At 54.4% G+C, this 23,727-nt stretch carries 24 protein-coding genes; 7 read left to right on the forward strand and 17 right to left on the reverse strand.

The window, feature by feature from the left end; all coding sequences use genetic code 11:
• The first annotated feature begins 7 nt into the window (after nt 1-7).
• Genes ACR0KX_RS19435 through ACR0KX_RS19445 form a run of 3 tightly spaced genes read left to right on the forward strand, consistent with a single transcriptional unit; the run spans nt 8 to nt 2,255 of the window.
• Nucleotides 8-1,093 (forward strand): fatty acid desaturase, encoded by a 1,086-nt coding sequence (locus ACR0KX_RS19435; protein ID WP_170456764.1) that lies wholly within the window; start codon nt 8-10, stop codon nt 1,091-1,093.
• A 27-nt stretch (nt 1,094-1,120) separates the two neighbouring features.
• Nucleotides 1,121-1,435 carry a MocE family 2Fe-2S type ferredoxin gene (locus ACR0KX_RS19440; RefSeq protein WP_170410362.1) on the forward strand — a complete coding sequence of 105 codons (315 nt, stop codon included), beginning with the start codon at nt 1,121-1,123 and terminating at the stop codon, nt 1,433-1,435.
• A gap of 4 nt (nt 1,436-1,439) precedes the next feature.
• The gene (locus ACR0KX_RS19445; RefSeq protein WP_170456766.1) at nt 1,440-2,255 is read left to right on the forward strand and encodes a 3-methyl-2-oxobutanoate hydroxymethyltransferase; all 816 of its coding nucleotides are present in this window, start codon (nt 1,440-1,442) and stop codon (nt 2,253-2,255) included.
• Between the two features lie 364 nt (nt 2,256-2,619).
• Here the strand turns inward: ACR0KX_RS19445 and ACR0KX_RS19450 are convergent, their stop codons facing one another.
• From ACR0KX_RS19450 to ACR0KX_RS19505, 12 genes are all read right to left on the reverse strand, one after another.
• Nucleotides 2,620-3,360, reverse strand: coding sequence for a hypothetical protein (locus ACR0KX_RS19450; protein WP_480708702.1), 741 nt, complete (start codon nt 3,358-3,360; stop codon nt 2,620-2,622).
• 361 nt (nt 3,361-3,721) lie between these two features.
• Nucleotides 3,722-4,051 carry a hypothetical protein gene (locus ACR0KX_RS19455; protein ID WP_170623135.1) on the reverse strand — a complete coding sequence of 110 codons (330 nt, stop codon included), beginning with the start codon at nt 4,049-4,051 and terminating at the stop codon, nt 3,722-3,724.
• Between the two features lie 13 nt (nt 4,052-4,064).
• Entirely contained in the window at nt 4,065-5,474 is a 1,410-nt protein-coding gene (locus tag ACR0KX_RS19460; RefSeq protein WP_170623133.1) for a sensor histidine kinase, read from the reverse strand.
• Entirely contained in the window at nt 5,461-6,138 is a 678-nt protein-coding gene (locus tag ACR0KX_RS19465) for a response regulator transcription factor (RefSeq protein ID WP_170623130.1), read from the reverse strand. The genes ACR0KX_RS19460 and ACR0KX_RS19465 overlap by 14 nt, the downstream gene beginning before the upstream one ends.
• Nucleotides 6,139-6,246: 108 nt before the next feature.
• On the reverse strand, nt 6,247-6,783 hold the full coding sequence (locus ACR0KX_RS19470; RefSeq protein WP_480627440.1) for a roadblock/LC7 domain-containing protein: 537 nt from the start codon (nt 6,781-6,783) through the stop codon (nt 6,247-6,249).
• A gap of 59 nt (nt 6,784-6,842) precedes the next feature.
• Entirely contained in the window at nt 6,843-7,205 is a 363-nt protein-coding gene (locus tag ACR0KX_RS19475; protein ID WP_170623128.1) for a hypothetical protein, read from the reverse strand.
• A gap of 611 nt (nt 7,206-7,816) precedes the next feature.
• Nucleotides 7,817-8,488 (reverse strand): response regulator transcription factor, encoded by a 672-nt coding sequence (locus ACR0KX_RS19480; RefSeq protein ID WP_170623126.1) that lies wholly within the window; start codon nt 8,486-8,488, stop codon nt 7,817-7,819.
• Nucleotides 8,489-8,593: 105 nt separating this feature from the next.
• A complete protein-coding gene (locus ACR0KX_RS19485; protein ID WP_170623124.1) occupies nt 8,594-10,141 on the reverse strand; it encodes a sensor histidine kinase in 1,548 nt (515 codons plus the stop codon).
• A 1-nt stretch (nt 10,142) separates the two neighbouring features.
• Nucleotides 10,143-11,672 carry an ABC transporter ATP-binding protein gene (locus ACR0KX_RS19490; RefSeq protein WP_170623123.1) on the reverse strand — a complete coding sequence of 510 codons (1,530 nt, stop codon included), beginning with the start codon at nt 11,670-11,672 and terminating at the stop codon, nt 10,143-10,145.
• Entirely contained in the window at nt 11,669-12,733 is a 1,065-nt protein-coding gene (locus tag ACR0KX_RS19495; protein WP_170623121.1) for a DUF1611 domain-containing protein, read from the reverse strand. The genes ACR0KX_RS19490 and ACR0KX_RS19495 overlap by 4 nt, the downstream gene beginning before the upstream one ends.
• A 125-nt stretch (nt 12,734-12,858) precedes the next feature.
• A complete protein-coding gene (locus ACR0KX_RS19500; protein ID WP_480708703.1) occupies nt 12,859-13,323 on the reverse strand; it encodes an EF-hand domain-containing protein in 465 nt (154 codons plus the stop codon).
• A gap of 236 nt (nt 13,324-13,559) precedes the next feature.
• Nucleotides 13,560-13,892, reverse strand: coding sequence for a YegP family protein (locus ACR0KX_RS19505; protein WP_480516711.1), 333 nt, complete (start codon nt 13,890-13,892; stop codon nt 13,560-13,562).
• A gap of 83 nt (nt 13,893-13,975) precedes the next feature.
• Here ACR0KX_RS19505 and ACR0KX_RS19510 point away from each other — a divergent pair, with 83 nt between their 5' ends.
• The 3 genes from ACR0KX_RS19510 (at nt 13,976) to ACR0KX_RS19520 (ending at nt 16,201) form a co-directional block, all read left to right on the forward strand.
• Entirely contained in the window at nt 13,976-14,107 is a 132-nt protein-coding gene (locus ACR0KX_RS19510; RefSeq protein ID WP_480708704.1) for a hypothetical protein, read from the forward strand.
• A gap of 453 nt (nt 14,108-14,560) precedes the next feature.
• Entirely contained in the window at nt 14,561-14,950 is a 390-nt protein-coding gene (locus ACR0KX_RS19515; protein WP_480627439.1) for a nuclear transport factor 2 family protein, read from the forward strand.
• A gap of 840 nt (nt 14,951-15,790) precedes the next feature.
• Entirely contained in the window at nt 15,791-16,201 is a 411-nt protein-coding gene (locus ACR0KX_RS19520; protein ID WP_480708705.1) for a DUF6841 family protein, read from the forward strand.
• A gap of 301 nt (nt 16,202-16,502) precedes the next feature.
• On the opposite strand, the gene ACR0KX_RS19525 is transcribed toward ACR0KX_RS19520, so the two are convergent.
• The 5 genes from ACR0KX_RS19525 to ACR0KX_RS19545 form a co-directional block, all read right to left on the reverse strand.
• Nucleotides 16,503-17,324, reverse strand: a complete 822-nt coding sequence (locus ACR0KX_RS19525) for an SDR family oxidoreductase (protein WP_480708706.1) — start codon at nt 17,322-17,324, stop codon at nt 16,503-16,505.
• A 134-nt stretch (nt 17,325-17,458) separates the two neighbouring features.
• The gene (locus ACR0KX_RS19530) at nt 17,459-19,054 is read right to left on the reverse strand and encodes an aldehyde dehydrogenase family protein (RefSeq protein ID WP_480708707.1); all 1,596 of its coding nucleotides are present in this window, start codon (nt 19,052-19,054) and stop codon (nt 17,459-17,461) included.
• A 104-nt stretch (nt 19,055-19,158) separates the two neighbouring features.
• Entirely contained in the window at nt 19,159-21,036 is a 1,878-nt protein-coding gene (locus tag ACR0KX_RS19535) for a cation:proton antiporter domain-containing protein (RefSeq protein ID WP_480708708.1), read from the reverse strand.
• A 78-nt stretch (nt 21,037-21,114) separates the two neighbouring features.
• A complete protein-coding gene (locus ACR0KX_RS19540; RefSeq protein ID WP_170400869.1) occupies nt 21,115-22,104 on the reverse strand; it encodes a helix-turn-helix domain-containing protein in 990 nt (329 codons plus the stop codon).
• Between the two features lie 687 nt (nt 22,105-22,791).
• A complete protein-coding gene (locus ACR0KX_RS19545) occupies nt 22,792-23,148 on the reverse strand; it encodes a hypothetical protein (RefSeq protein WP_480708709.1) in 357 nt (118 codons plus the stop codon).
• Nucleotides 23,149-23,463: 315 nt separating this feature from the next.
• Here ACR0KX_RS19545 and ACR0KX_RS19550 point away from each other — a divergent pair, with 315 nt between their 5' ends.
• Nucleotides 23,464-23,721 carry a hypothetical protein gene (locus tag ACR0KX_RS19550; protein ID WP_480547279.1) on the forward strand — a complete coding sequence of 86 codons (258 nt, stop codon included), beginning with the start codon at nt 23,464-23,466 and terminating at the stop codon, nt 23,719-23,721.
• Nucleotides 23,722-23,727: the final 6 nt, after the last annotated feature.

The following is a 23,727-nucleotide window of genomic DNA, read 5'->3' on the forward strand; positions in this document are numbered from 1 at the left end:
ACCTGATGTGCTGCAGGACAATACCATTCCTTGGCGGGATTATTCGCTGACGGGCCGGGACAGCGGTCCAAGCTTTGCACCTAAACAGTGGTATTCTACTCCAGTCCCCCGGAAACGGATGAAGGAACTGATGAAGCGCCGCGATGCTCCGGCCCTGATCGACTACGGGATCTGGCTGGGATTTGTGTTGGCAACCGGTGCTCTGGTCATTCTGACCTGGGGTACGTGGTGGGCAGTGCCGTCTGTCATCCTCTACGGGGTGTTTTATGGATCCTGTGCCGACAGCCGTTGGCATGAATGCTGCCATGGGACTGTATTCAAAACGCCTTGGCTGAACACTGCAGCCTATCAGCTGGCCTCATTTATGTCGCTGAAAAACCCCTATCTTTGGCGGTGGAGCCATACACGCCATCACACGGACACGGTGATCGTCGGAAAAGACCCCGAGATTGCGTTTCCACGGCCTCCGCATCCACTCAACATCTTATGGAACATGCTGCATCTGCAATCTGGCTGGAGTGAATTGAAGAAGATGTTTCGGTTGTCGGCTGGTCGTTTGACCAAAGATCAGAAAACCTTCCTCATCGAAGCCGACCGTTCTAAGGCGTTCTTGGCGTCGCGTGTTCACCTCGCAATCCTCGCAATGACATTTGCTTTGGCAATGGTGCTGCAATCATGGCTGCCCATTGTACTGATCGGCGGTCCCACTTTCTATGGTTCGTGGTTGCATCACCTGTTGGCGTCACTACAGCATGCCGGGCTGGCAGAAGACGTCCCGGATCACCGATTGAACTCGCGAACCGTCTACATGAACCGGTTCTTCCGCTTCGTGTATTCGAACATGAACTACCATGTGGAACATCACATGTATCCAATGGTGCCGTTCTACAATCTCCCGGCCCTGCACGAAGAAATCAAAGGCGATTGCCCACCAGCTTACAAGGGAACACTGACCGCATTTCGCGAAATGCTCCCAGCCATTCTGATCCAGCGGCGCGATCCGTTCTACTTTGTCGACCGCAAGCCGTTGCTGCCCAAGGACGCTAACCCCAGCCCAGAATACACTCGACCAACAGCCATAGCGGCCGAGTGACCCACTCCCCGGAATACAGGAAAGCCTATGACGAACTGGACCCGCGCCTGCGCTTGCGATGACATCGAAACCGAAGATCTAATCCGTTACGACAATGGCGATCGTACCTTTGCCATCTACCGAAGCCCCGAGGACGAATTTTACTGCACAGACGGCCTGTGCACCCATGAAGAAGTGCATCTGGAAGACGGTCTGGTGATCGATCATCTGATCGAATGCCCCATGCACAACGGCCAATTCGATTATCGCACCGGCGAGGCAAAGCGCTCACCAGTCTGTGTGAACCTGAAAACCTACCCAGTTAAGGTCGAAGACGGAGATGTCTTTATCGATATCGGGTGACGTCATGAAACGTATCTACGACTGGGACGCGAAGTTCTCACTTAGAAACTACACCGCTTCCGACCTTCGTGCGCTAAAGGGTATCCGCAAGCTGGTTCAGACGACGGCGAATACAACCGAAGAGGCAGCAGCCGCGAAAGATGCCGGAATTGACTTGATCATGGGCAATGCCCACAACACGTCCACCGTGCGTCAAGGCGCGCCTGAATTGTTCTTCACCGCTGCACTCGGTCTCCCGGACTTTGCAACCGAAAGTGACGTGCTGACCGCCGCGTTTGAGGCCATGAAGGATGGTGCCGACAGCATCTACACGGCAAGAGGACCGCACATCGTTGAACTTTTAGCGCGCGAAGACATCCCCGTGATGTGTCATCTTGGCCTGGTTCCTCGCAAATCCACTTGGCGGGGCGGCCTGCGCGCCGTTGGTAAGACTGCGGAAGAGGCTATCGCGCTTTGGAATGCGTTTCGCACAATGGAAGATGCCGGAGCCTTTTCGGTAGAGGCTGAAGTAATCTGTGACCGAGTAATGGCTGAGATTTCCTCGCGTACGTCGCTGATAACATCGTCGCTCGGTTCGGGTCCCGGCGCAGACATCATCTACCTTTTTCAAAATGACATATGCGGAGAGCAACCTGAAAGCCCGCGCCACGCACGCGCCTTTGGTGATCTCAAATCACTATATGAACAGATAAAACACCAACGCCGAGTTGCACTTACGGCGTTCAGGGAATCTGTTGAAGAGGAGCAATTTCCAAACCCATACGAGTGCGCAACAATCTCGGACGCGGAGTTTGAAAGTTTTATTACACGACTAAAATAATCTATTTGGCTAAGGAAAGTTGCACCCAGAACCACATTTTGAGAACCGGAATTATCACCCAACGATGATCGATGTACGTTGGTCCCCATTCGCGACGGGCAGCAAAGAATTTTGTAATCGCGTACAAGTACCTTTCCCGCCCGACCAGCAGGGCGTTGTCGTCGCAACCCACCAGCAGCTGTCGTTCGAGCAACCGCAGCGAATTCGAACTTTGTCCCGCCCACTTGCCACATGACACTAGAAGTTGAACGTCCGGAATGGGGCGGAAAGCGGTCATTCGCTGCGAATGCCGCAGGGATCGGCAGCGTGCGAAAAAGCGGACCTTCGCAAAAGCAGCTAAGGAACGATTGGGTGCCGCTCATCATCAGTTCGGTGAATGCAGCGCGGCGAGACGTTTGCAGAGCGTCCCACCAACTTGGACGCAGGAACATGTTGTCGGTATGGAGGAACAACAGCCTGAGTAGCACATCAGCCTTTCGACCGTCAGCAACTCCCGCAAACGAACTCGCAAACGCGCCAGCCGGTCCAACTTCGCTACCAATCCAGCCAAAACAGAAATTGTCTGGCCATTGAGCGACGTCACATTGACCGTAACGTGATCGTAATCTTCGCCGGTTCGGCCAAGCCGCTGTAACGGTTTGCCCTGAACGTCGTATTCGGGATGGAAGGCGCCGCAAGCCACGATAGGAAGGACGCGATCGAACCGGACCGCAAGAAAGTGAAAATCGTCTCGGGCGCCCGAAAGAAGTCGTTCGTCGAACTGTTTCTTCCATCGATCCACGTCGCGCATACCGATCTTCACGCCATTCTGAAAGTTCTTTAGGTGGGTTTGGATCAGTCTTTGTTGAAGGAACGGGAGCCCGCGGTCCAAATCTCGCTGCACCGAAATACCCTTGAGTTGCGCCTCCTTCGCAAACCGCTCATAGGCGATCGCCCGGTAGCTAAAGAGAAAAGCTGTGTCCTTGTTCAGCGACACAGTCTCCCCCTCAATTGGCTTGAACAGCGCCGTATCATGCTTATTGCAGAAGCCGGGGAACAAAGACGCATTGTTAACGCCGACCCTTCGGGGCGAGGGTTTCCCCTGGGTGTCGATCATGTCCTTCATCGTGGGCTTTGCAGTAAGAACATGGCCGGCCTCCGAGATTTCGGCGAACGGCACGCAGGTTATGGATGGCCGCTTCGAGATGGAGAGCTTTCTCAAAGAAGGCAGGTCGTGAGGATGACATTTCTACACAACCTATGACCGAACGTCAGTGCCTAATAATTGGTGCAACTAAACTACAAGGGCACTTTGCTTACACCACGAACTGCACGACCATCCGTTTGAGCCTTAGCAAACGGTTACGATCGGGAATTGGAACGACGTAAAGCCGACCTTCAATGAGGGCGCACAAAAGTCGTCTTACACCAACCCGGTGCGGTGCGGATTGCTCAGATCGCGAGCGTATTCTTGCAATGGTCTCAACTCATTCGCTGTTTTGCGTACACTGACCATGATCTTCGAGGTTTTCTGATCCATGTGCGGACAGTTCATACTTCATCGTGGGGAAATGTAGAGCGAGCGTCCAGACTTCGTTTTCTTTGATATGGATAAAGGTTACACCATCAAGGCCATGCGCGATCGTCGCAGACCCTTTGATGTCGTGAAACACTAGTTGCGCGTCTGCGCCTTCTTCGGGTTGTGAAATTCTGATCTCGTCGCTTGTTACATCTGATAAGCAGTGAAACTCCATTCCGCTTGCAACGGCACTCGAAGCACAGGCTACGCCGCTCATCAGAACCAGTTTTCCCAGCATAATACACCTCGTTTCACGTTTTCTTCTTACGACCATCGAACACGTCGTTTTCTATAGTGTTCACGTCGGGTTTGCCGAAGCTGACGCTAATCCTCAGCCCGGGATCGTTGTTATTGGCTGAAATCTTAGCGCCATGCCGTAGGGCGACGGCTTTGACAAGCGCCAGACCCAGGCCGTTTCCGCTTTCCTTACGAATCCCATCGACGCGGTAAAACGCGTCAAATATCTTATCAAGAAGCGGGCCGGGTACGCCAAAGCCATTGTCTGAGACCTCCAGCACCACCGAGTCGTTGCTGGCCACAAGCGAGACACGTATCCAGGCCTCGGGTGGGCAGTATTTAATCGCATTGTTGATCAGGTTGACCAGAAGTTGCTTCAGCATCTGCTCATCACCCCGGACCAGTATGGTATCGGCGTTAAAATCCGCTGTGATGTTCATCTGCTGGTCTTCGGCCACGGGCAGGAAGGTCTCAACCGCATCAGCGACCAGGGCACTCAAATTAACGGTCGAGAACGGCCGTCTATAAGTACCGGCCTCGATCCGCGATATCCTGAGAATGGTGTCGAACACGGCGCTGAGCCGTTTGAGCTCTTGTTCCAGTTCAAATAATTTTGGCCGTGGGTCGCCGCCATAGTCCAGCTCCGCAAAAACCTGCTGCAGTGCCAGAAATCCGTGGGATAGAGGAGTCTTTAGATCGTGGGCGATGGTGACGGCAGTGGTCTGCGTGCTGATCATCAAACTGGACAACCGGTCCAGATGGCGGTTCATAAGACGTGACACCCGATCAATCTGATCGTTAAGGCTTGAAACCGGAAGGCGGGCCTCAGTATTCCCTTTGGAAACCATGTCGAGTGTTTTTTCAATGCGCCTGAGCTTGCCGTAGCTGTAATAACTTACCCAATAGCCAAGCCCGAGAACGACGATGGTGGTTGCAATGGTGAGGAGCACCAGGCTTTCCCATAGAGTGGTTAATGCCTGGTTCATCGATGCCATGCTGCGTGCGACGACAGTGCGATACCCGAGGTAGTCGGATGCTCTGAGCAGATAAACAGGGCTACCGCCCCCGATCTCAACAAAATCAGGGTCAACTTCGTGCCAGCCATTTGTTTCGGGTATCTTGGCCACAGTGCCTGCAAGAGCAGAGTTATGCTTGTCGAACAGCGCAATTATATGCAGCGTGGTTCGGTTCGGGCTGTTCAGGTGGTCGACCGCGCGCTGGAGCGCGTCTGTGCCGCCATCCAGCAGGATTTCATGCAGCAGCAGTTCCTCTTCCAGAATTTGCTGCTCGAGATTGGCCCGCAGCGTGTCTTTCAGCGCAACATAGGCAGCGTATCCAAACACCGCCGTGATGACCCAGACAACAAGCGCCGCATAGCACGCGGTTCTAAACGGCGCCCCCGAGAAAATACTAGCGCGGTCCATGGAGGCTGTACCCGACATTTCGAATGGTATGCAAAAGCGCGACCTCGAACGGTTTGTCGATTTTGGTTCTGAGACGGCTGATATAGGTCTCGATCACCGTCGAGTTCGGATCGAAGTTGTAATCCCAAACTTGTTCGAGGATCATGTTTCTGGTCACGATCCTGCCCGAGTTGCGCATGAGAAGTTCCAACAGCGCGAACTCTCGTGGTTTCAGATCGATGGTTTGATCCTGTCGGCGAACCAGACGTTTCAGCAGATCCATCGACAAATCCAGAACGCGCAATTCCGTCGCCTCGACCTTGTCGGTGCGCCGTTTCAGCACGCTCTGCAGACGGGCCAGAAGCTCTGAGAAGTGAAAGGGCTTGACCAGATAATCATCCGCACCTTCGGTCAGACCTTCGACGCGATCACTCACGTCGCTAATTGAGGTCAGAAACAACACCGGCGTTTGATTTTGCGCCGCGCGCAGCGCTTTCAATATCGACATGCCGTCCATGCCGGGCAGCACCCGGTCAAGGATCACCGCATCGCATTGGTTGTACAGGCAGTATGACAGAGCATCGCGTCCATCCTCGAACCACTCAACCGTAAACCCGCTGGAGCGGAGCCCCGAGATCACGAACTCTGCGGTTTTGACATCGTCTTCGGCGACTAGAATTTTCATGGTTCCGGCTTTCAATCACATTGCAGAAAGCAACGCTGACGCAACAAGCCCTCGTACGGGTGGTTCAGGCACATTACTGCGCCTGAACCGTCGGCGCGAGGGGGTCATTTATAAACTCAACGTCTCTTCGACGGCTTTTACCTGAAGACGGGCCAAACCCAGATTGGCGGTCTTCTTGTCCAGCGCCACATAGACGAAGATATTCGGGTTCTTTTCCAGGGGCCTGATCAGATGGAACTGCTTGCCCAGCGTGATGAGGATATCCTCGATCACGTCATTCAGCTTCAGCGCATCGATTGCCTGCAGTTTGGCGCGCACGACTTCCACATTCGCCGCCCCAGCGGTTTCAAGGTCGAACTTGGCGCCACCTTCGGTAGCAAGTGTTAGACCGGTGTCACTGTCGACCAAACAGGCGCCGATCAAACCTTTGATTTCACTGAGTTTTGATATGTCCAAAGACATCATCTTCTCCTTCGTTAAGTTAATACCAGCAACTCTTTTTCTGTCAGAGGTGCCATTTAGCGGCTCAGATTCTTCATTCGCAGGGCCGGTGCCTGGGATCTTGATCTTGTATGTCCGGACCAGCCCAAACCGTTCGCCAAACCGCGTGGCGACCGACAGAGAGCTTTGCTTGTTTTTTTCCATCGTCTTCACTCACCGGTTCTGGGTGGAAAGTTGTTTCCGGGGTATGAAAGCAGCATCGTTTAGAACATCTCTGACGTGGTCCGCGGCCTTGCGCCCGGAGTCATCACGCTGTTTGTATGGTGCAGCAACGTGTCTATGAGTTGCTCGTCGATCTGCGGAAGCGCTCTTTGCGCGGCGGCACGCCGACGCGGCAAAGCGAGCGTGGTGGCCTGCAACCGAAACGTCGGCGCAGGTTGTATCGGCACAATATCCGCAGTCTGCCATAACAGCCGTGCAGCGCTCAGCACCGGCCAATACCCAAACGGTGTCTGACACGCGAGTAGCAGAGAGATCGCATCGCCTTTGCCACCTGCAAGGACGCACCACAGGTTGGTGCACTCAAAGCTGACATATGCGATCGCACAGATGATGATGCTTAACATGCTTGCCTACGACTCATACAAACCGACAGATGAGTGTAGAGGCGATATTCAGTTTAACTGAATTATTCAGAATCTTTAAAAATATGTAAGATTGGCCTGTGCAGGTCCGCTTATCAGTCAGGTAGCTTTCAAGGTTCCTAAATTATCATTTAGTATCAATTATTAAAGAGATTCTCTCTACATCTTTCAGCGCGAATCCCTGACGCAACGTAATGATGTCCAGAACTGTATCCTACAGAATGCAGCGCACTTTCCCGCAATACATTTGGTTCTGCAAAATATAAGATTTGACAACCCCAAGGCTAGCATGCACTGCCTTCAGCAGCCCGCCAGGTCACAAAATAGGCGACCTCCTCCACTGCGCCGAAACACCCGGAGAAGGCCGCCACGAGGATTGGCCGGGTTCTTGGAGTGAGTGGCATCGTCAGATGCCGGTGTGCCCCGGTTTGGGCGGGCTGTGAACCCACCAACCCTCGAAGTTCTGCTAATCAATCCACCCAGGCATCATGCGTGTGCTTTCTTGCAGTTACTTTTCACCAAGATCAAAATCATGACAGATTTGCAGGTTCTGGTTCTACGCGTCTACTTCTTGCGCTGCGCCAATACCGCACTCAGCCCATCCGGTATCCAACGTTTCTGAGCGTGACGATCCGCTGGCCTTCGGCCCCGATCTTGCGACGCAACCGGCCAACATAGACGTCGACTACATTTGTCAACGGGTCCTCGTGCACCCCCCAGACAGAATTCAGGATGCGTTCACGCGACAGCACACGGCCTGTGTTGGTAAGAAAGAGCAGCAGCAGATCACGCTCTTTCTTTGACAGCTTGATTTCTTGCCCTGCTACCGAAACCTGAAGCGAAGTCCGATCAAACTTCAGATCTCCGCAGATGATCTCGGTCTCGCTGAGATCGCGAGCATAGCCGTTGGCGCGGCGATGTAGTGCCTCGACCCGCGCGATCAGCTCGTCGAAGTCGAACGGCTTGGGCAGGTAATCGTCAGCGCCGATCTTCAGCCCTTCGACCCTTTCTTCCGGGCTATCCAGAGCAGTCAACATCAGGATCGGTGTCTTCGATTTGCGGGCGCGAAGCTTGCGGCACACATCTTGACCTTGAATGCCCGGCAGCATCAGGTCCAGAAGAATAACGTCATAGGTATTTGTCGCGGCAAGCTCCAAGGCATCTTCACCATCCGGAGCGTGATCCACCGCCCAGCCCTCGGCGGACAAACCGCGCCGTATGAAATCGGCAACGCGGGCCTCATCTTCGACAAGCAAGATATTCATGACGTGCCTCAACTCTTTCGCTGTTCGAAACTGCGCCGACAAAATCAGGTTAGCCCTGATGTCCGCGCATCAACCCCTTTTTTGCATCGTGCCGGTTTGAACAACTTACATCCGCGCAGCCTTTGGCAGGCTTATGACGACCCGCAGCCCGCCCTCTGGCCGATCCTGAAGATCGACAGCTCCACCATGCGCTTCGACGATGGATTTTACCACCGGCAGCCCCAGGCCGCTGCCTTCGATACCTTGCCCCGACGCGTTCGAGCCCCGAAAGAACCGATCAAAGGCCTGGGATTTCTCTGCCGCGCTTAGCCCCGGCCCGTCATCCTCGATGGCTATCGTGCACGAAGCAAGCCCCTCGTCCAGCTTGACCCCGATCGTCGGCCCTCCATAGCGCCGCGCATTCTGTAGCAGGGCCAGCACGGATTGGCGGAGACGCACCTCATCGACCGATGCCATCACTTTGATGTCGAGGCTATCGAACCGAACCGGGTCGGGGAACATTGCGACAGCATCATGAACGATCTTGCGCAGGTCGGTTTGCCTGCGATCCAGCCTCAACTGGCCGGCCTCAAATCGTGCAACGGTCAGCATGTCATCTACGATCTGATTGGTATGCTTTGCTGAATCCCGAATACGCGCCAGCGAATCCGAGGCCTCGTCGGGCAGGGAATTCGACGTCCGCAGGGTAACATCGGCCTCGCCCAGAATAATGGCCAGGGGGGTGCGCAGCTCATGGCTTATGTCCGCCATCAACCGCTTGCGGTTTTCCTCGCCGGTTTCCAGCTTATCGATAAGCTGCTGCAGCTCGGCCGTTCTGGTGGCAACGGTATCTTCAAGCCGCCGCTTCTGCTCGGCGCGGCTGGCCTCACGCGCGGCGAGGCCCTCGGCCATGCCGTTCAGCACGGTGCCCAGTTCGCGAAACTCCAGACTGCCACCAAGATGGACCGGCTCGGAATAGTCGGCCTTGCGCAGGCGACCGATGCCATCTGCCAACCGTGTCAGCGGCTTTCTGATCTGCCGGTTGAACGATACAAGCCCCACCAGCAGGACCGCGATTGCGGCCAGAACAATCATGTAGACCAACCGCTCGTTCCATTGCCGAAAGGCGATTGCCTCGGCCAGAACATCCTCGACCTCCTCAATCTCTTCATCCAGCGCGGCCTGAATCTTCTGATCAAGCGCGTCATCGATATCTCCATCAAGCAGACCCGCCAGGCGTTCTATCTGAACAAAGGTCTCAATCGGGTTGCCTTCGGCTGAGAGGCTTGCGATGGCCGCGTTGACGGATTCGATATCATCCTCAATCTCATCAAGCAGTTCCAGTTCCTCAATCTCTTCGTCGCCCACCATCTGAATCTCACGCGCGATGGTCTTACGGATCGCTTCCAGAGTCTGGGCGATCTTTGCCCGCAGTTCGACTTCACTCACCCCGTCGTCCCGATCCCCGATAAGCAGCGCATCGCCGTGCTGCTTGAACAGGCGGTAGAGGTCCGCTTCCAGCCGCAGATGCAGCCCATAGGATTCCTGCGCCAACTGTATCCGCGCATCCCACCACCGGGTTTTTTCGAGGCTGTATAAGGTCAGGCCCGCCAGCCCCCCAAGAAAACCGACAAGAACCATTGCATAGATACCAAACAGGGTAGATGAGCGCATGTCAGACGACCTTTGAGTTCTCTTCCAGATTAAGAGGGATGGTTTCTTCGACCAATATGATCGTAGCACCGGACAGAGCCCGCAGCGTCGCAAGCAAGTCAGCCTGATGGGATTTGCACAATTCCCACCGCACCGAGGCGATGACAATGACATCTGCCTTGCCAAGAACGGCGCGGGTCAAGTCCAGCCGCAATGTCTGATGCGGCAACAACCCATTGCCGTTTTCTGCCAGGCGCTGATCAAGACCGCGCGGCGCAGACAGCAGATCAGACAAGCCAAAGCGCCGCATGACCTCTGATATCCTCCTGTCGCCAGGCCGCTTCCGGCACATTAGGCTTGCCGACCGGCGCAAACTGCCCTGAAGGCCGATATGATCATTTCCGACAAAGGCCACTTTGGGGGCCTTGTCCTGCCTGCTGAAGCGCACGTTGATCCCCGCGCGCCGGTCGAGCCCCGCGATACACCGCGCGATGGTCAACGCGTGTTTACCTGTCAGAGTCGAGACGGCGCTATGTCCAGCCATGAACGCGATGGGCGTCTGATCAACTTCTCCGGTGATTTCGATTGCAATGGGGCCGGTGCAGGGCGTCGCTTTCCGCAGCACCTCGGGTTCCGACAGCAGCCTCTCGGCCTTTTCGCGCGCCACACGCCACGCGCAATACTGGTCCCATGCCCCGGCGAGCCTCTGCAGCGGATGGGCGACCAGCGCAATGACCGAAAGACAGGCAGCAACCGTGGCTGGCGCTATGCCGGTTTGGCTGGCTTGCCAGAGCATCAGAAGACCGGCAAAGGCTACACCCATCTGCAGCGTTGCCTGAAGACTGGCGGTTCGCCCCCTGCGCGCCAGAGCATCGCTGCGAAGCGATGCGCCTTGAGCGTTCAACCTGCGCAGCTCTCGACCGGTGCGGCCCATTAGGTCCAGTTCCGGCGCAATCGCGATCCGTTCGATCATTGAAATTGCGATATTTGCCCGGCGACTGCGCAGATTTCGATGCCGACGTCCCAGATGCCACGCCAAGGCCGCCATCACCGCAACAGAGAACCCCAGCGCAGATACGCCGCTGATCGCAAGCGCCGGGCTCAGCACATAAAGAATGGCGGCAGCGCCTGGGATCACTATGGTAGCAGACCACACATCAGGCAGACCGCGACCAAACCAGAGGCGGGCGGCCGAAAGATCTCCAACGAAACGCAGAGACAAAGCCCCCAGCCGACGTTCTTCGTGGCGGGATTTCGGTAGGCGGGCGATCTTCCGATACAGAACCTGACGCAGCGAGATCGCGTAGCTCTGGCCCAACGCCTCGGCGCGGTATTGCGATATTAGCAGACACAGCGCCGCGACGACGCCTGCCATTGCCAGTTGCGCGACGGTTTCCACGGCCAGGACATTGCCACCGTGCAGTGTTGCGAACGCATCCCGGGTGGCAAAGGCGGCAACGGCCAATGCGCCCGCCTGCAGGATGCTGCTGGACACCACCAGGACCGCATCGATGATGCGGTCCCTTGTGGCCAATCCGGGGAGGAGTTTCATGCGGCCACATCTTCAGGTGCACGGCGCATCAGCGGCACGACATGCCGGGTGATGATCTCGGGCGACCACAGGTCTTCGCGCGACAGGATCGGGCGGCCCGTGACCTCGATGGCTTCGGCAGCGGCCAGAGGCGAGCAACTGACCATCCCCGAAATCGCAAAGGGGCTGAGACCCGCCTGATCCAAAACGGTCACACCGCCAAGAGCGCTCAGCGCATCTGGGGCAGCGAATAAGATGCCATCCAGACGGTCGCGAATGCGCGAGGATTGCAGGATGGCCCGGGTTTCCTGTTGGAACACACCATCGGCAATTTCAACCACCACAACCTCGGCCCCGCGCGCGGCGGCGGTGGCAACCAGCGTGTCAAAGCCGGCTTCGATCTGCGCCAGGGGCATACGGTAAGTAGTGGCCATCCCAACATCCGTGAAATCCAGAGCCGGAGCGCCGCCGTCCTCAAAACTGTTGAAGTCGCCAAAGGCGCCGGTTCCGGTGGCTTTGATCCCGGCCACGGTAAAGCCCGACCGCATCAGGCCGTGCCCAAGGCTCGACGCGGCGGTTGTTTTGCCAGAGTTCATTGATGCGCCAAAAACACCGATGACAGTGACCTTTTCATTGGATGGCAGGCTGGGCAGAGCATAATCTGCCACGTTGATCACCCGCCCCTCCGCAGTCGTCAGAAGGCCGAGAGGTTTCAGCCGGGTGGGGTCTTCCATACGGACATGGGCCGCGTCCACCCGCCCGGCGACGCCGCCGCCTGCCACCAGATCAATCAGATCGTCATCAATGATTGCAGTGGCCAGAAACTGATCTGGCGCATAGCGATCCCCCAGGCAAAGGACGACGAAATCGCCCGGATAACTGGCCGAAGCGCGGCGCTCGGCCAATTGGATTTTCTTGTGGTGCCCGATCTCAGCAATCTCGCACAGGATCAGATCACCCGCCTTTGCGGCGTCCATCCGCGTGGAAAGTCCGCGCACGTCGGATCGATCGACCCTGCGGGTGGTAAAGGCCCATTTTGCAATGTCGCAGGCAAAAGGAGAGGTTTGGGGAAACTGTGTCATGCTTAACTCCGTGACTGGCTGTTCGATGCTTTCGTTTTGCCAGCGCCATGTGAGAAAAATCGCAAAACCGGATGAAACTACGGCGTGTGATCAGATGAATGACAGATGAACGCGACGGGCCTAGATCAATCGTCATCCTTATCATCATCGTCGCCGTCATCGCGGTCATCATGGCCACCGTCATCTCTATCGCGCTCACCGTTGTCTCCGTCTTCGTTTTCCCGCTCGCCCCGATTACCCGCGTCGGTCTCACGCGTGCCTCGGTTGTCTTGACTGTCCTTCCCGTTGTCCCGTCCACCACGCAGTTCCATGATCGTGATGCGATTGTCTGCGTTGCGATCTATATCCTGAAGCAATTTTCTTGCCCCCGCCGTCCCAAAGGCGGCGACAAGCTCATCAAAACTCAGAACACCATCCGCGTTCGTATCCACCGAGCGAAAGCTTGCAGTTTGCGCCTCGGCCGTGCCGACGTGCCCCAACCCGACGCATAGAATACAAGTCAGAAGTATGACGCAGACCGCGTGACAGATTGCCCCCGGCCAGCGCTTGGTCCTACATCCATTCCCCGACACAAATGTTCCTTTGCCCATCGGCCCTTCGCGGGAACCAGTGTTTTCTTAACTCCAGTAGGGCAATATGGCGCGTGCAAATGAAGCGCGCATATTCAAAAAATGAACAGAAAATGAACGTGCGAGAGGAATTTCAGAAAACGCATTGATGCAATGTCGGTTGGAAAACCTGTTAATAAGGCATCGGCGTCGCGACTTCGCGCCACCGTGAAACTTGGCTAGCCTCGGTCGTTAGCGCGATCAAGGACGAGTCTAAGTCAGGTCAGGTCTTCGATCCGCGCATCAGGGGCGTTGCGCTTGACGGATTCGATGCCGTTGTCGCGTCCGGATGCACTTGTATAGCTTTCGCTGGTCCCGATAACCTGGCCATTGCTGGCTTTCAGGTTGAACATATGGCCACCGGATTTGGTTTCCTTCCGCTCATACCTATCGTCGTTCGGAGCGTTTGTTTTTACCGATGCGACGCCGTTTTCGGCGCTGGCCTTTTGGACATACCCTTCACTGGCCAGAATGATCTCTCCATTTCCCGCCTTTAGCCGGAAACGGTATTCTCCGGCTTTGTCTTCGTAAATTTCAAATTTTCCTGCCATGTAAGCCACCTTATTGTTTTAGAATCCAAACGCGTTACGACGGTGCGATTTTCGTCAGCCAGTCACAAGAAGAAATTTGTTTTGTGGAACTTCAGCTTAAGGGGCGACCGCAGAGTCTGACAAACAAAGGACCTGTTGGTTCCGCGCTGACCCGGATCATCCACGCGTTCAAGGATTTCCACCTGTTGTTGATGGAATACAATGACACGCTGTAAGATCACCTGCATTCGCATATGGTATGAAATTATTCTCAGACGGAACGCACACTTCAACTGCCCTAATTCAAAACAAGCAGTCCTACCCCAAAATCAGAGCTATGCCGCAGATCGTGAAGTCGCTTGGGATCTCCGCAAAAAACATAAAGCCCCAAAACGCTACGAAGGCCTCATGTGCATCACCAAATGCGGCAATAAACCGAGGTCGTGGCAACTGATAGCTGCGGGCAAGTGGGATGCGGCCGCAGCATTCAAACGCCGTATAATAAGTCAGCTCTGGGCCGCCCTAATCCGTGCAAGCTGGTCTGATCTCCAAAATGCCGCGGTTGCTCCGATGGCAGCAGGAAGCCCGTGTTTCACAGGGCTTTATTGACGCACTGCGGGACGTTCTCGACGTCCCACACTCTGAATGACATAGTTTCTCATAGTGATTGGAAACGGAATGAGACAATGATGGCAGTCGATGAATCTTTTTGGCACAGATACTACGACATTCCTAACCAAGCGCGATTTGTCGAATTGGTGGACACCTTTTACGATACGAACGCGTCATTTGCTAACCCCCGAAAGCAGTTTCGTGGACGCGATGAGTTAATAAATTACTTTCAAGGTGCTGGAGAGTTTGCAAAGCTGACACTTTCCCCTACCGAGATATGGGTCAAACCCGGTGTCACGGCGACGGAGTTGGATTTTACGGCTGAGGCAACGCAAGACATCCCAAATTTAGTTACTGGTCCTCTCGAAGCCGGGCAGATAGCCAAGATAAAAATGGCAGCAACCTATCGGATGAAAGAAACTTTGATCGTTCAGGCGTTTGTGTTTTGGGGCCTAGAAAGCAGCTGAAAATAAATTGGAACGGGAGCTTTTTCCGCGCTGTGATTTCTTCCATCATCTGATTTTGCGAGCGCAGCGAATGGCCGGTTTGAGGGGCCGCGCCGCAACGAACTGAGACACGGGCGAACGGCCGCAATGGGCCGAATGTCACTTTTCGCTATTAAGGGAATTTAATGATCGTCAATGGTGGCTATCATCCTTCACGCCTCATTCCTTTCGTGGGCCAGCGGGATTTGGACAAGCCAAACGCCCCTGGCCGTCAGGGTGAGGGCGCTGCCCTCCCCCTAGGGTAACCCTATTAGACAGGCCGTGTCCTCGGCTGTGCCTGCGGGCCGCACCACCCCTATCGAATAGCGTTGCCTCGCCCCCTCCCGCGTTCGCCACGTGGCAGATTAGCAGGAACAGGCAGCTTCGCTGTCTGACCTACAAATCAGCTCTGATTTTCCGATATGGATGTCAGATCAAACCATAATGTCTGCGGGAGTATGAAATCGGGGCGGCGTGTTAGTTGATGACTCAAAGATCAAATTCAACTGATATCCAACGATGGGGGCGCCTTCCGATGTCGAACGTTAACTGAATTTCTGGTCCAACTGTGACGGTTGGGTCAGGTTCGTGTGACGTTCAACAAGCACTGTGGAACGTCACTGATTCCTGACTCAATCGACGGCCAAAACCTAAACAAATCAGTGAATCGCGTCATTCAAATCTGACCCAAACATCAAGCATTTCTGACCCAATACCGGTAGCCGCCATTCATTGAAGCTGCGGCGAAGATGTCAGGAGAGCCCATTTTGACGGATGCTGCGTTCCTCTTTATCGTCCGCTTCAGGTAAGGAGCGCTGAGACATGTCGCAATTGCACCAGCCTCAAAAAGAAATTGAAGAGCTTTTTGGCAAATATCTGATCGCTTGGAATGGGCGTGATTTCCAAGGTGTCGCTCAGTGCTTCTCCGAACCTGCGTTCTATGCGCTACCGGATCTGGATATAGCCATTTCAGACCATGATGCCTTTGTGGCTCTGCTTCAAAAGGTTTTTGCTGGTCTGGAGGCGGATGGATTTAGCCACACGGAAGTAGATGAAGTAACTGCCAGAACGTGCGCTGAAAAAATGGCGATAGTCGATGTTAAATCATTGGCTCGTCTTAGAAAAGACGGATCGTTAATCGAGATGATAGATGCGCATTACGTTGCAAGACGTTCCGGTGACAACTGGAAATTTACAGCGGCTGTTGTCTGCGCTCCTGGATGGGAAGTCTAACTGGCAAGTTCGGTTAATTGGAAAAAGCGAACCTCGCTGCTGATTTTGTTTGCAGCGCAATTTCCGTTTAGCTGTCGAAGTTTCCATTGAACCAGACACTTGGACCCCGTAATCCGTTGTTCGTTTAGGACGCAGCGAATGACTGCTGCGAGCCCACTTTAACCGATGCTGCAAAGTCACCAAACGTCCGCTAAAGTCGTCTGGGGGAATGATCTAAGTGTCCAGCATCGATAGTGGACTCTGTGGGCGCGCGCTGTAAGTAGGTGGGAAAAGCGGTTTGGGGCGGCCGCTCACGATTAAGTTAAAGCCCCAGTTGTCCTTTCATCATAGCAAGGTATTCAGCGTCATCCATTGCCTTACGGGCTGCGATTACCTGCTCGGCATCCGGGCCTGCGATGTAGCGCAATTGATCGCTGCCATCTGTGGCGGCCTGCATGATCGTTTCTGCCACCAGAATGGGGTCAGATCCTTGTGAGCCAGCGGCTTGCATAGCGGCGAGCGCCTTGTCCATGAAGGGACCATACTCAGCCTGCTCCCGGTCATAGTTAATCATTGATCCAGTTGTTTCAGCAAAGTTGGTATTGATCATTCCTGGCTCGATCAGCTTCACTTTGATTCCTATAGACTCAAGCTCGTAGGAGAGCGATTCCATCATGCCCTCTACGGCAAATTTTGAACCGTGATAGAGCGTGCCAAGCGGGAAGGTGATTTTGCCGCCCATGGAAGAGATGGTGATGATGGTTCCTTCACCTGCTGCCCGCATGTAGGGAAGCACGTTTTTCGTGACCAGCAGCGCACCGATGACGTTCACGTCGAATTGCATACGGATCGCTTTTTCGGGCGTGGATTCCAATATGCCATACGCGCCATAGCCAGCATTGTTCAAAAGCACATCGATCTTACCGAAGCGCTCAACCGCTTCAGCCATCGCGCTTTTGATGGTCTCTTCGTTGGTCACATCGAGAGCGGTCACCAACACATTGTCTAACGCGTTCAGCTCGTCATCATCTTCTGGGTTGGAGCGCACGGTTGCGACAACGTTCCAGCCCTTCTCCTGAAAGAACTTGGCGGTTATGCGCCCGATGCCGCTGGAGCACCCTGTGATTAGAATTGTTTGTGTCATATTCATCTCCTGTCATGGTCTATGTGTGCCTCGCCGGATTGGCGAAATGGGGCGCGGTGCCAAACAAAAGACCGCGCCATTTTTAGTCATCCCGGTGGGCGCAATACCCACCGGACTAAATCAATGGGCTGTCATCAAAAGTCTTTGCCGTGCAGGCTGTCCAAGGCCATTTGTCCTGCGAGCTTGGCGAACCGGCCCCAGCTTTGATCGACCGAGTATTTGGACGCGTTCACCAACATGTGGTCCACTTGCCTTCGGTTCGTGAATGCGAAGGCAGACGCCCCAAAATCATCGATAATCACTGATTTCACGACGTTCTCAAAGTTCAGACCGTTGCCGAAATTGCCAACCCCGGAAACGAAGTCCTCTGTCGTCTCGCCGCAACCGCCCCAAGTCAGATAGGCATTGAGCCAGATATTGGGTGGCACATTGTTGACTGCGATACCGCCATAGTCGAGTTCGTGAACGGCCGAGTGAACGGCGGCTTCGTTCGCTTTGAACGTGTCGTTGTCCACCAGCATCATGCAGCCAAGCGTGCCGAGCAGACGATTGTTGCAAAAGTCCACGGCTTTGGTGAGGAAATCGCCCGCGTCGTTCGCCGTATCCAATGGAAGTTCGCTGAAGATTTGGCAGAAGGCTTCATTGCTGACCGCAAAATCATCTTCACCGATGCCCGGAATGAACACGAAGTCACTGTTCGGGTGATTGCCGCCTTCGGGTTTTAACACCTCTGCGGTTGGCTGGTTTTCGAGGAACGCTTCCTTGGTCTTTGCAACGCCCGGATAATAGGTAGAGGTTCCGAAAGTTGTCTCAGAGATCGCGTTGCGCAGCGCCGTGATGAACTGATCGCGCTGCGGCCAGTTCTTCGATGTGATGATTGTTTGCGGTCGCCCACAAACCGCACCGCCATTGAGCTTGCCGACCGATGCCAATTGGATCGCCCAATGCTCGATTTCCTTGTCGGTCCACTTCCCTGGCACGATGAGGCACGGGTTGTTGCCACCACACTCTGAGACGAGCGGAGCGCTCGCTGCGTTCTGGATCGCATGAGCAACCCCTGTCGATCCGGTAAAGTAAATCGAGTGGAGCCCCTCGAGCGCCGACATTTCACGTCCTTGGTCGCCGTCGATGAAGGCAAGAGCTCCACGTTCGATGAGCGGGGTAAAAATCTTCGCCCACACCTTGTCTGACTCTTCATTGAGCTGGTGCGGTTTGTGGATCACCGCTTTGTTTTCCAGAAACAGCGCCATCGCCATCTCGATAGAGGAGCTATAGTTGCCTGCCCCTGATACAGCGATGATACCGGCGGGTTTGTCGAGCGGATTGACCTGCCTTGGCTCTCCGGCCACGTGAAGGAAGCCTCTCACTTTGCCCGCAATCAATTTGTCTTTTTTGTATAGCGGAAACACCTCAATCTCAGAGCGATCATCAGGCAATTGCTTGATCGCGATTGGCGTTGGCAATTCGCCATGCACAAGCGCCTCGTAGAGATGCCGGATACCCATGAGCGTATTGCCCATCGCGTTGACGGTTGTGACTATTCCCTCAGCCAGCGATGTGCCTTCTGCGCCAACTTGCTCATTCTTCATCGCTGCATCGGCAGCCCCCAGCTCGTCGCAGTGTTTCAGAATGTTCTCCTGAATCTCTACAATAAGAGCGAGCCGATCTACGACTGAGGTTTCGGCCCATGATGTGGGACTAAGACTATCGAATGCTTCCAGCGCTTTCACGGGTAATTCCTTCGGTACTTGCTTGAATTCGTAACGATTTTTAGCAGGCGCCCAAAAAGCCAACAATATCATTTGGTGCCATCAGATTCGCCCACTAGGACGGATCACTCCGCTTGATTTGTCTTCGCCTTGTGGACGCGGTCCCGAAGCTCTGCCTCCCACTCACTTTGCGTCTCTTGATACTTGGCGACCATCTCCTCGTTTTCATGTATGGCGACGCCTGGCTTGTGGAGCTCGGCCGTCTCCAACATGCGCGTTCTCTCGAACGCGTCATACTCGGCCATCATTCGCTCTGCCGCCTCTTTGGTATGCCCCAGAGCCTCCAAAGCGGAGCGCGCTGTACGTATCGAGCCGTCATATGTTTCACGGATGATGTCGCGGCACCCTGCGTCCCACAGATCGAAGACATGAATGCGGTCATAGGCCCGGGCAATCACATGCACATTCGGATGCGTTTCGCAGACATAACGGACGAGCTCAGTGGTTTGATCCTTGCCATCAATGGCAACAATCAAAAGCTTGGCCTCGTCAATTCCCGCTGCTTTCAAGAGATCGTGGCGCGTGGCGTCTCCATAGTACACCTTGAGGTCGATAAGGCGCAGCATCTCCAACTGCTGGCTGCTGTAATCAACAACAGTCGTTTCATAGCCGGATGCACGCAATGCCGTATTGACGATCCCACCGACGCGCCCATGCCCGGCAATGATAATGCCAGAGTGGTCTTCGATCTCATCAGAGGCGGTGTCCTCACCGGAAATGTAGCGCGGTACGATCAAACGCTCATGGACGATAAACATGAGGGGCGTCGTGAGCATCGAGAGCGCAACCACCAACAACAAAGTGTCAGCGACACCGGCGGGAATGACGGCGTTTGCGACAGTGAAGGACAGCAAAACAAATCCAAACTCACCTGCTTGCGCGAGACCCAATCCAAAGAGCCATTGGTCGCTCCCCTTGATTTTGAAAACCTGCGCCAGAACAAGCAAGATAATGGCTTTGACTGCGATGAGGCCAAAGGTCATCCCCATAATGGATCCGAAACTGCCAAAGAGCAGGTCGAAATCCATACCGGCGCCAACGGTCATGAAGAACACACCCAGGAACAGCCCGCGAAACGGATCAATATCGCTTTCAATCTCGTGGCGATATTCGCTGCTTGCGAGGACAACACCGGCGAGGAACGTGCCAAGCGCTGGCGAGAGGCCGACCATTGTCATCAGAAGCGCGATACCAAGCACCACCATGAGGGCTGTGCTCACAAAGAGCTCGCGCAGCCGCGCTCTGGCAACAAAGCGGAAGAGGGGAGTGACGAGATATTGTCCGATCACAATCACCCCGCCAATGGCCATGACCGTAACGATGGCGGTCTGCCAACCGCTGAGATGTTCAACCAGAGAGATCTTGAACCCGGAGCCGCCGTGATCGTCTGCGTGGCCCGAACCGTGGCTAAGCGCTTCGGTAAGTTCCGGCAGGGCGAGAAGCGGGACCAATGCCAGCATTGGGATCACAGCGATGTCTTGCGCGAGTAGCACAGAGAAACTGGACTGCCCGCCATCGGAGCGTGACAGGCCTTTCTCCTTCAGGGTTTGATTGACAATCGCCGTTGAAGAGAGAGCGAGCACCAAGCCAATAGCGAGCGAGACGGTCCAGGGCTGGCCGAGCACGAGAGCGATCAAGGCAAAGGCCATGGTCGTCAGACCGATCTGCAGGCCTCCAAGTACAAAAATTCGATTGCGAAGCGCCCAAAGCTCGCGTGGGTTCATTTCCAGGCCAATCAAAAACAGCATCATTACAACGCCGAACTCGGCGAAATGCTGGAGAGCGATGAGGTCTGCTCCGATCGCGCCAAGTATGGGGCTGAGCGCAATGCCCGCGATCAAATAACCAAGGACGGACCCCAGGCCAAACCGCGTCGCCAGCGGGACCGCGATCGCACCGGCAAAGAACAATGAAAATGTGATGAGCATGAAATCAGCCGACAAACTCAAACTCCCAGAAAAGGTTGATATGTGTCGCGCGCAGCCTGATGACAGTGCTGTCCTCGTTGTAACCCCGCCACTTCATTTATTTAGAAAATTCAGTTCAACCTTTGACACACCTCTCGCTTCCGCTGGGGTCTTGCCCGTCCAGCGTTGGAAAGCGCGATAGAATGAGTTTGGCTCTCGGTATGCCAACAAAAACGAGATTTCTTCGATGCTTAGATCTTCTTCGTTCAGATAGTGCATTGACAGTTCCAAGCGCGTCGATGCGAGAACCTTTTTGAAAGTTTCGCCTTCTTCACTCAATTGGCGCTGCAGGGTGCGTTTGGATATGGCCATCTTTTCGCAGATCGCTTCAATACTTGCTTCTCCTGATGGCAGCATTTCGCGTAAGGCGTTCTTAACCCTAGATACGAAGACCACTTCCGGCTCCTGTGCTGCCATTCGGTCTCGAAGTTGCTTCTCGAATTCTGGCCAGGTTTCCTCGTTCTCGGTGACCAAGAGTAAATCAGCATCTTGCCGATGCAGTGAAATCTGTGCGCCTCTCTCAGGTTCGCATCCTAAGTATGAAATCACTTCATCCCCTGGATGTTCAATGAGTGGTAATTCTATGCGCGCCGGAACGATATGCTTGATGGTGTGGCAACGAATGCATTCCAGCAGAAAGATTGCTTCAAACCAGACCATTTGCGGCGGGATTTGAATTTTTGGGTCTATTGATCCGATTGCGACATGCAGGTAATCACCTTCCTCGGAGACTTGCAGGGTTACTGGTGCCATCAGTGGTTTGAACACTGACAAGCGGTGAAGGCCGGTCCGAACATCAGGCGAACAAGAAAACGCAAACATCGCAGGTGTAAAATGCGCGTGTGCAAAGAGTTTGCCCAAAGCGAGCGATAAATCGGGGCGACCGGCTTCAGCTTCAACAGCTCGCCAAAGATCGAACACTTGCGAAGGCGTCAACTCGACACGCTCGGCGCGTGTGAAATCTGCTGTGAGCCGGGCTCGGCGCGCGATCCGCTCGGGTGAAATATTTAGTAATTTGGCCACCTGCGCGATGTATTTGGCCATGGGGTAAAGGCGGTTTGGCGTTTTAGCCTCCTATAACAAGGTTTTGGGTCGCCCCTTAGTGTACGCGTCACTTCAAGTGGACCATAGGCCTAAAGATAATTGGCACGTTCAGATGGTATTTTGGCGCAATATGATAGTCTGGTCGGTTGATTGCCCATGGGAATTGACCCGGTAGCCCAATAAATTGTCACTAAGGATTGTCCCATGCGTGCGCACGGCCCTGACGTTTTGGGTTATGGAGATATGGAGTGTTCGACATCGGGCTTTTGGAGTGTCATAGGACGCTTGGCATTGCGCGCACGATGCGTCCGGTTCCTTACAACATTGAGCAACGCCTAACGAACCACGGCTTCAAATATAGTAAAACCTTAGTCGCGCTCGCCGGACACACTGTTGTCGATGGTCGGACTGGTCACCGGATAAAACCTAAACTCCGCCAGTGAAAATGCGAAGAAAGAGGTAGAGACAGTCATGGCGATATGAGGGCAAGGCTCGCGGATATGCGGGCATTGTCTCCATAGCGGTCACTGGCGCAGCCGCAGCGAAAGCTCACTTTGTCCCGCACTGCGGTCGTCTTCGACCCGCGTCTCGAATTGCAGTTTTCTGCAACCACCGGATGATTGGCAACTCCAAAACAAACCGCGAACATCGTTGAACGGGTGCTATGTGAAGCGATCTCTGATTGTGTCATCGCCCATCTGAGTCCTCATCACTCCAGTGCCCCAATTCATAAATACCCTGTTTTTTCATACGACGTATAAAAGCAAGGTAGTTTATCATCTGGTCGACCTCATCCATGTCTCCGGTGGCATAGGCGACTGCAATCATCTTGAACTGAGCCTCAGGATCCTCCGCTACTTTTTCGTCACGCCGATCCGGACCATTTTCGACCCCCAACGAAGCGGTCCGTGCATTGTCCACTTCGCCCCTCAACTCATTGAGATAGGCCCTCTTACTGAGTTCGGGTGCGTTCTCGCCCAACTTAACCACGGCCTCCCAAATTGGTTTGAGCCGTTCAAAAAGATCATTTCGATCATCAGTCATGTCTCTTCACCTCGCAGTTTAACAATTGCTTGTAGTTGGCCTTTAGGAAAAACTGACAGCGGCCTACGCTCATAAAATACTTGTAACGATCCGTTGCCTGTAGACCGCCCTGGCTAAAGGGCCTCTCTGGTAACCTGACCCGATGCACAAATTCCTATGTAAAGCCGTCTTATTCCCTTCCATTGATTTTGAAGACCCAATCCGATATCCAGTCCGGCTGCGTGTTCAATGTCAAAGCCGAGCCCAGCTCAAAACCAAAGAAGCAACCGATGGAGGGTGCCATGTAGTTCTGAAACTGCATGAAAGGCCACAAACATGGCCCACTACAAACGCAAACGTCCCCGCACCGTGTCTGGGAATGGGTACTCGCGCCTGGGTCTGAGCCGTCGTCTCGGAAAAGACCTGGATGATGTCCGGTGGCTCGGCAATTGGCCGCGCGGCCACGACATCATCTTTCACACACGTCCAACAAGACGCAAATCCAAGGCCCTTGCGCTTGGCATCCTGAAAGGCGCTGATCCTGATGACATTGCTTGGCCGGATAGCCGCAAACCCCATCACTACTACTGGTGAGTATGC

It is taken from the genome of Ruegeria sp. BG5 (assembly GCF_056538425.1).

Coding starts and splice junctions, on each gene's coding strand:
- ACR0KX_RS19540 (WP_170400869.1), bottom strand. CDS start 22,104: ATGGCCAAATACATCGCGCAGGTGGCCAAATTACTAAATATTTCACCC.
- ACR0KX_RS19455 (WP_170623135.1), bottom strand. CDS start 4,051: ATGCTGGGAAAACTGGTTCTGATGAGCGGCGTAGCCTGTGCTTCGAGT.
- ACR0KX_RS19475 (WP_170623128.1), bottom strand. CDS start 7,205: ATGTTAAGCATCATCATCTGTGCGATCGCATATGTCAGCTTTGAGTGC.
- ACR0KX_RS19495 (WP_170623121.1), bottom strand. CDS start 12,733: ATGACACAGTTTCCCCAAACCTCTCCTTTTGCCTGCGACATTGCAAAA.
- ACR0KX_RS19470 (WP_480627440.1), bottom strand. CDS start 6,783: ATGGAAAAAAACAAGCAAAGCTCTCTGTCGGTCGCCACGCGGTTTGGC.
- ACR0KX_RS19505 (WP_480516711.1), bottom strand. CDS start 13,892: ATGGCAGGAAAATTTGAAATTTACGAAGACAAAGCCGGAGAATACCGT.
- ACR0KX_RS19490 (WP_170623123.1), bottom strand. CDS start 11,672: ATGAAACTCCTCCCCGGATTGGCCACAAGGGACCGCATCATCGATGCG.
- ACR0KX_RS19445 (WP_170456766.1), top strand. CDS start 1,440: ATGAAACGTATCTACGACTGGGACGCGAAGTTCTCACTTAGAAACTAC.
- ACR0KX_RS19465 (WP_170623130.1), bottom strand. CDS start 6,138: ATGAAAATTCTAGTCGCCGAAGACGATGTCAAAACCGCAGAGTTCGTG.
- ACR0KX_RS19480 (WP_170623126.1), bottom strand. CDS start 8,488: ATGAATATCTTGCTTGTCGAAGATGAGGCCCGCGTTGCCGATTTCATA.
- ACR0KX_RS19460 (WP_170623133.1), bottom strand. CDS start 5,474: ATGGACCGCGCTAGTATTTTCTCGGGGGCGCCGTTTAGAACCGCGTGC.
- ACR0KX_RS19520 (WP_480708705.1), top strand. CDS start 15,791: ATGTCGCAATTGCACCAGCCTCAAAAAGAAATTGAAGAGCTTTTTGGC.
- ACR0KX_RS19525 (WP_480708706.1), bottom strand. CDS start 17,324: ATGACACAAACAATTCTAATCACAGGGTGCTCCAGCGGCATCGGGCGC.
- ACR0KX_RS19550 (WP_480547279.1), top strand. CDS start 23,464: ATGGCCCACTACAAACGCAAACGTCCCCGCACCGTGTCTGGGAATGGG.
- ACR0KX_RS19500 (WP_480708703.1), bottom strand. CDS start 13,323: ATGGGCAAAGGAACATTTGTGTCGGGGAATGGATGTAGGACCAAGCGC.
- ACR0KX_RS19440 (WP_170410362.1), top strand. CDS start 1,121: ATGACGAACTGGACCCGCGCCTGCGCTTGCGATGACATCGAAACCGAA.
- ACR0KX_RS19515 (WP_480627439.1), top strand. CDS start 14,561: ATGGCAGTCGATGAATCTTTTTGGCACAGATACTACGACATTCCTAAC.
- ACR0KX_RS19545 (WP_480708709.1), bottom strand. CDS start 23,148: ATGACTGATGATCGAAATGATCTTTTTGAACGGCTCAAACCAATTTGG.
- ACR0KX_RS19450 (WP_480708702.1), bottom strand. CDS start 3,360: ATGAAGGACATGATCGACACCCAGGGGAAACCCTCGCCCCGAAGGGTC.
- ACR0KX_RS19485 (WP_170623124.1), bottom strand. CDS start 10,141: ATGCGCTCATCTACCCTGTTTGGTATCTATGCAATGGTTCTTGTCGGT.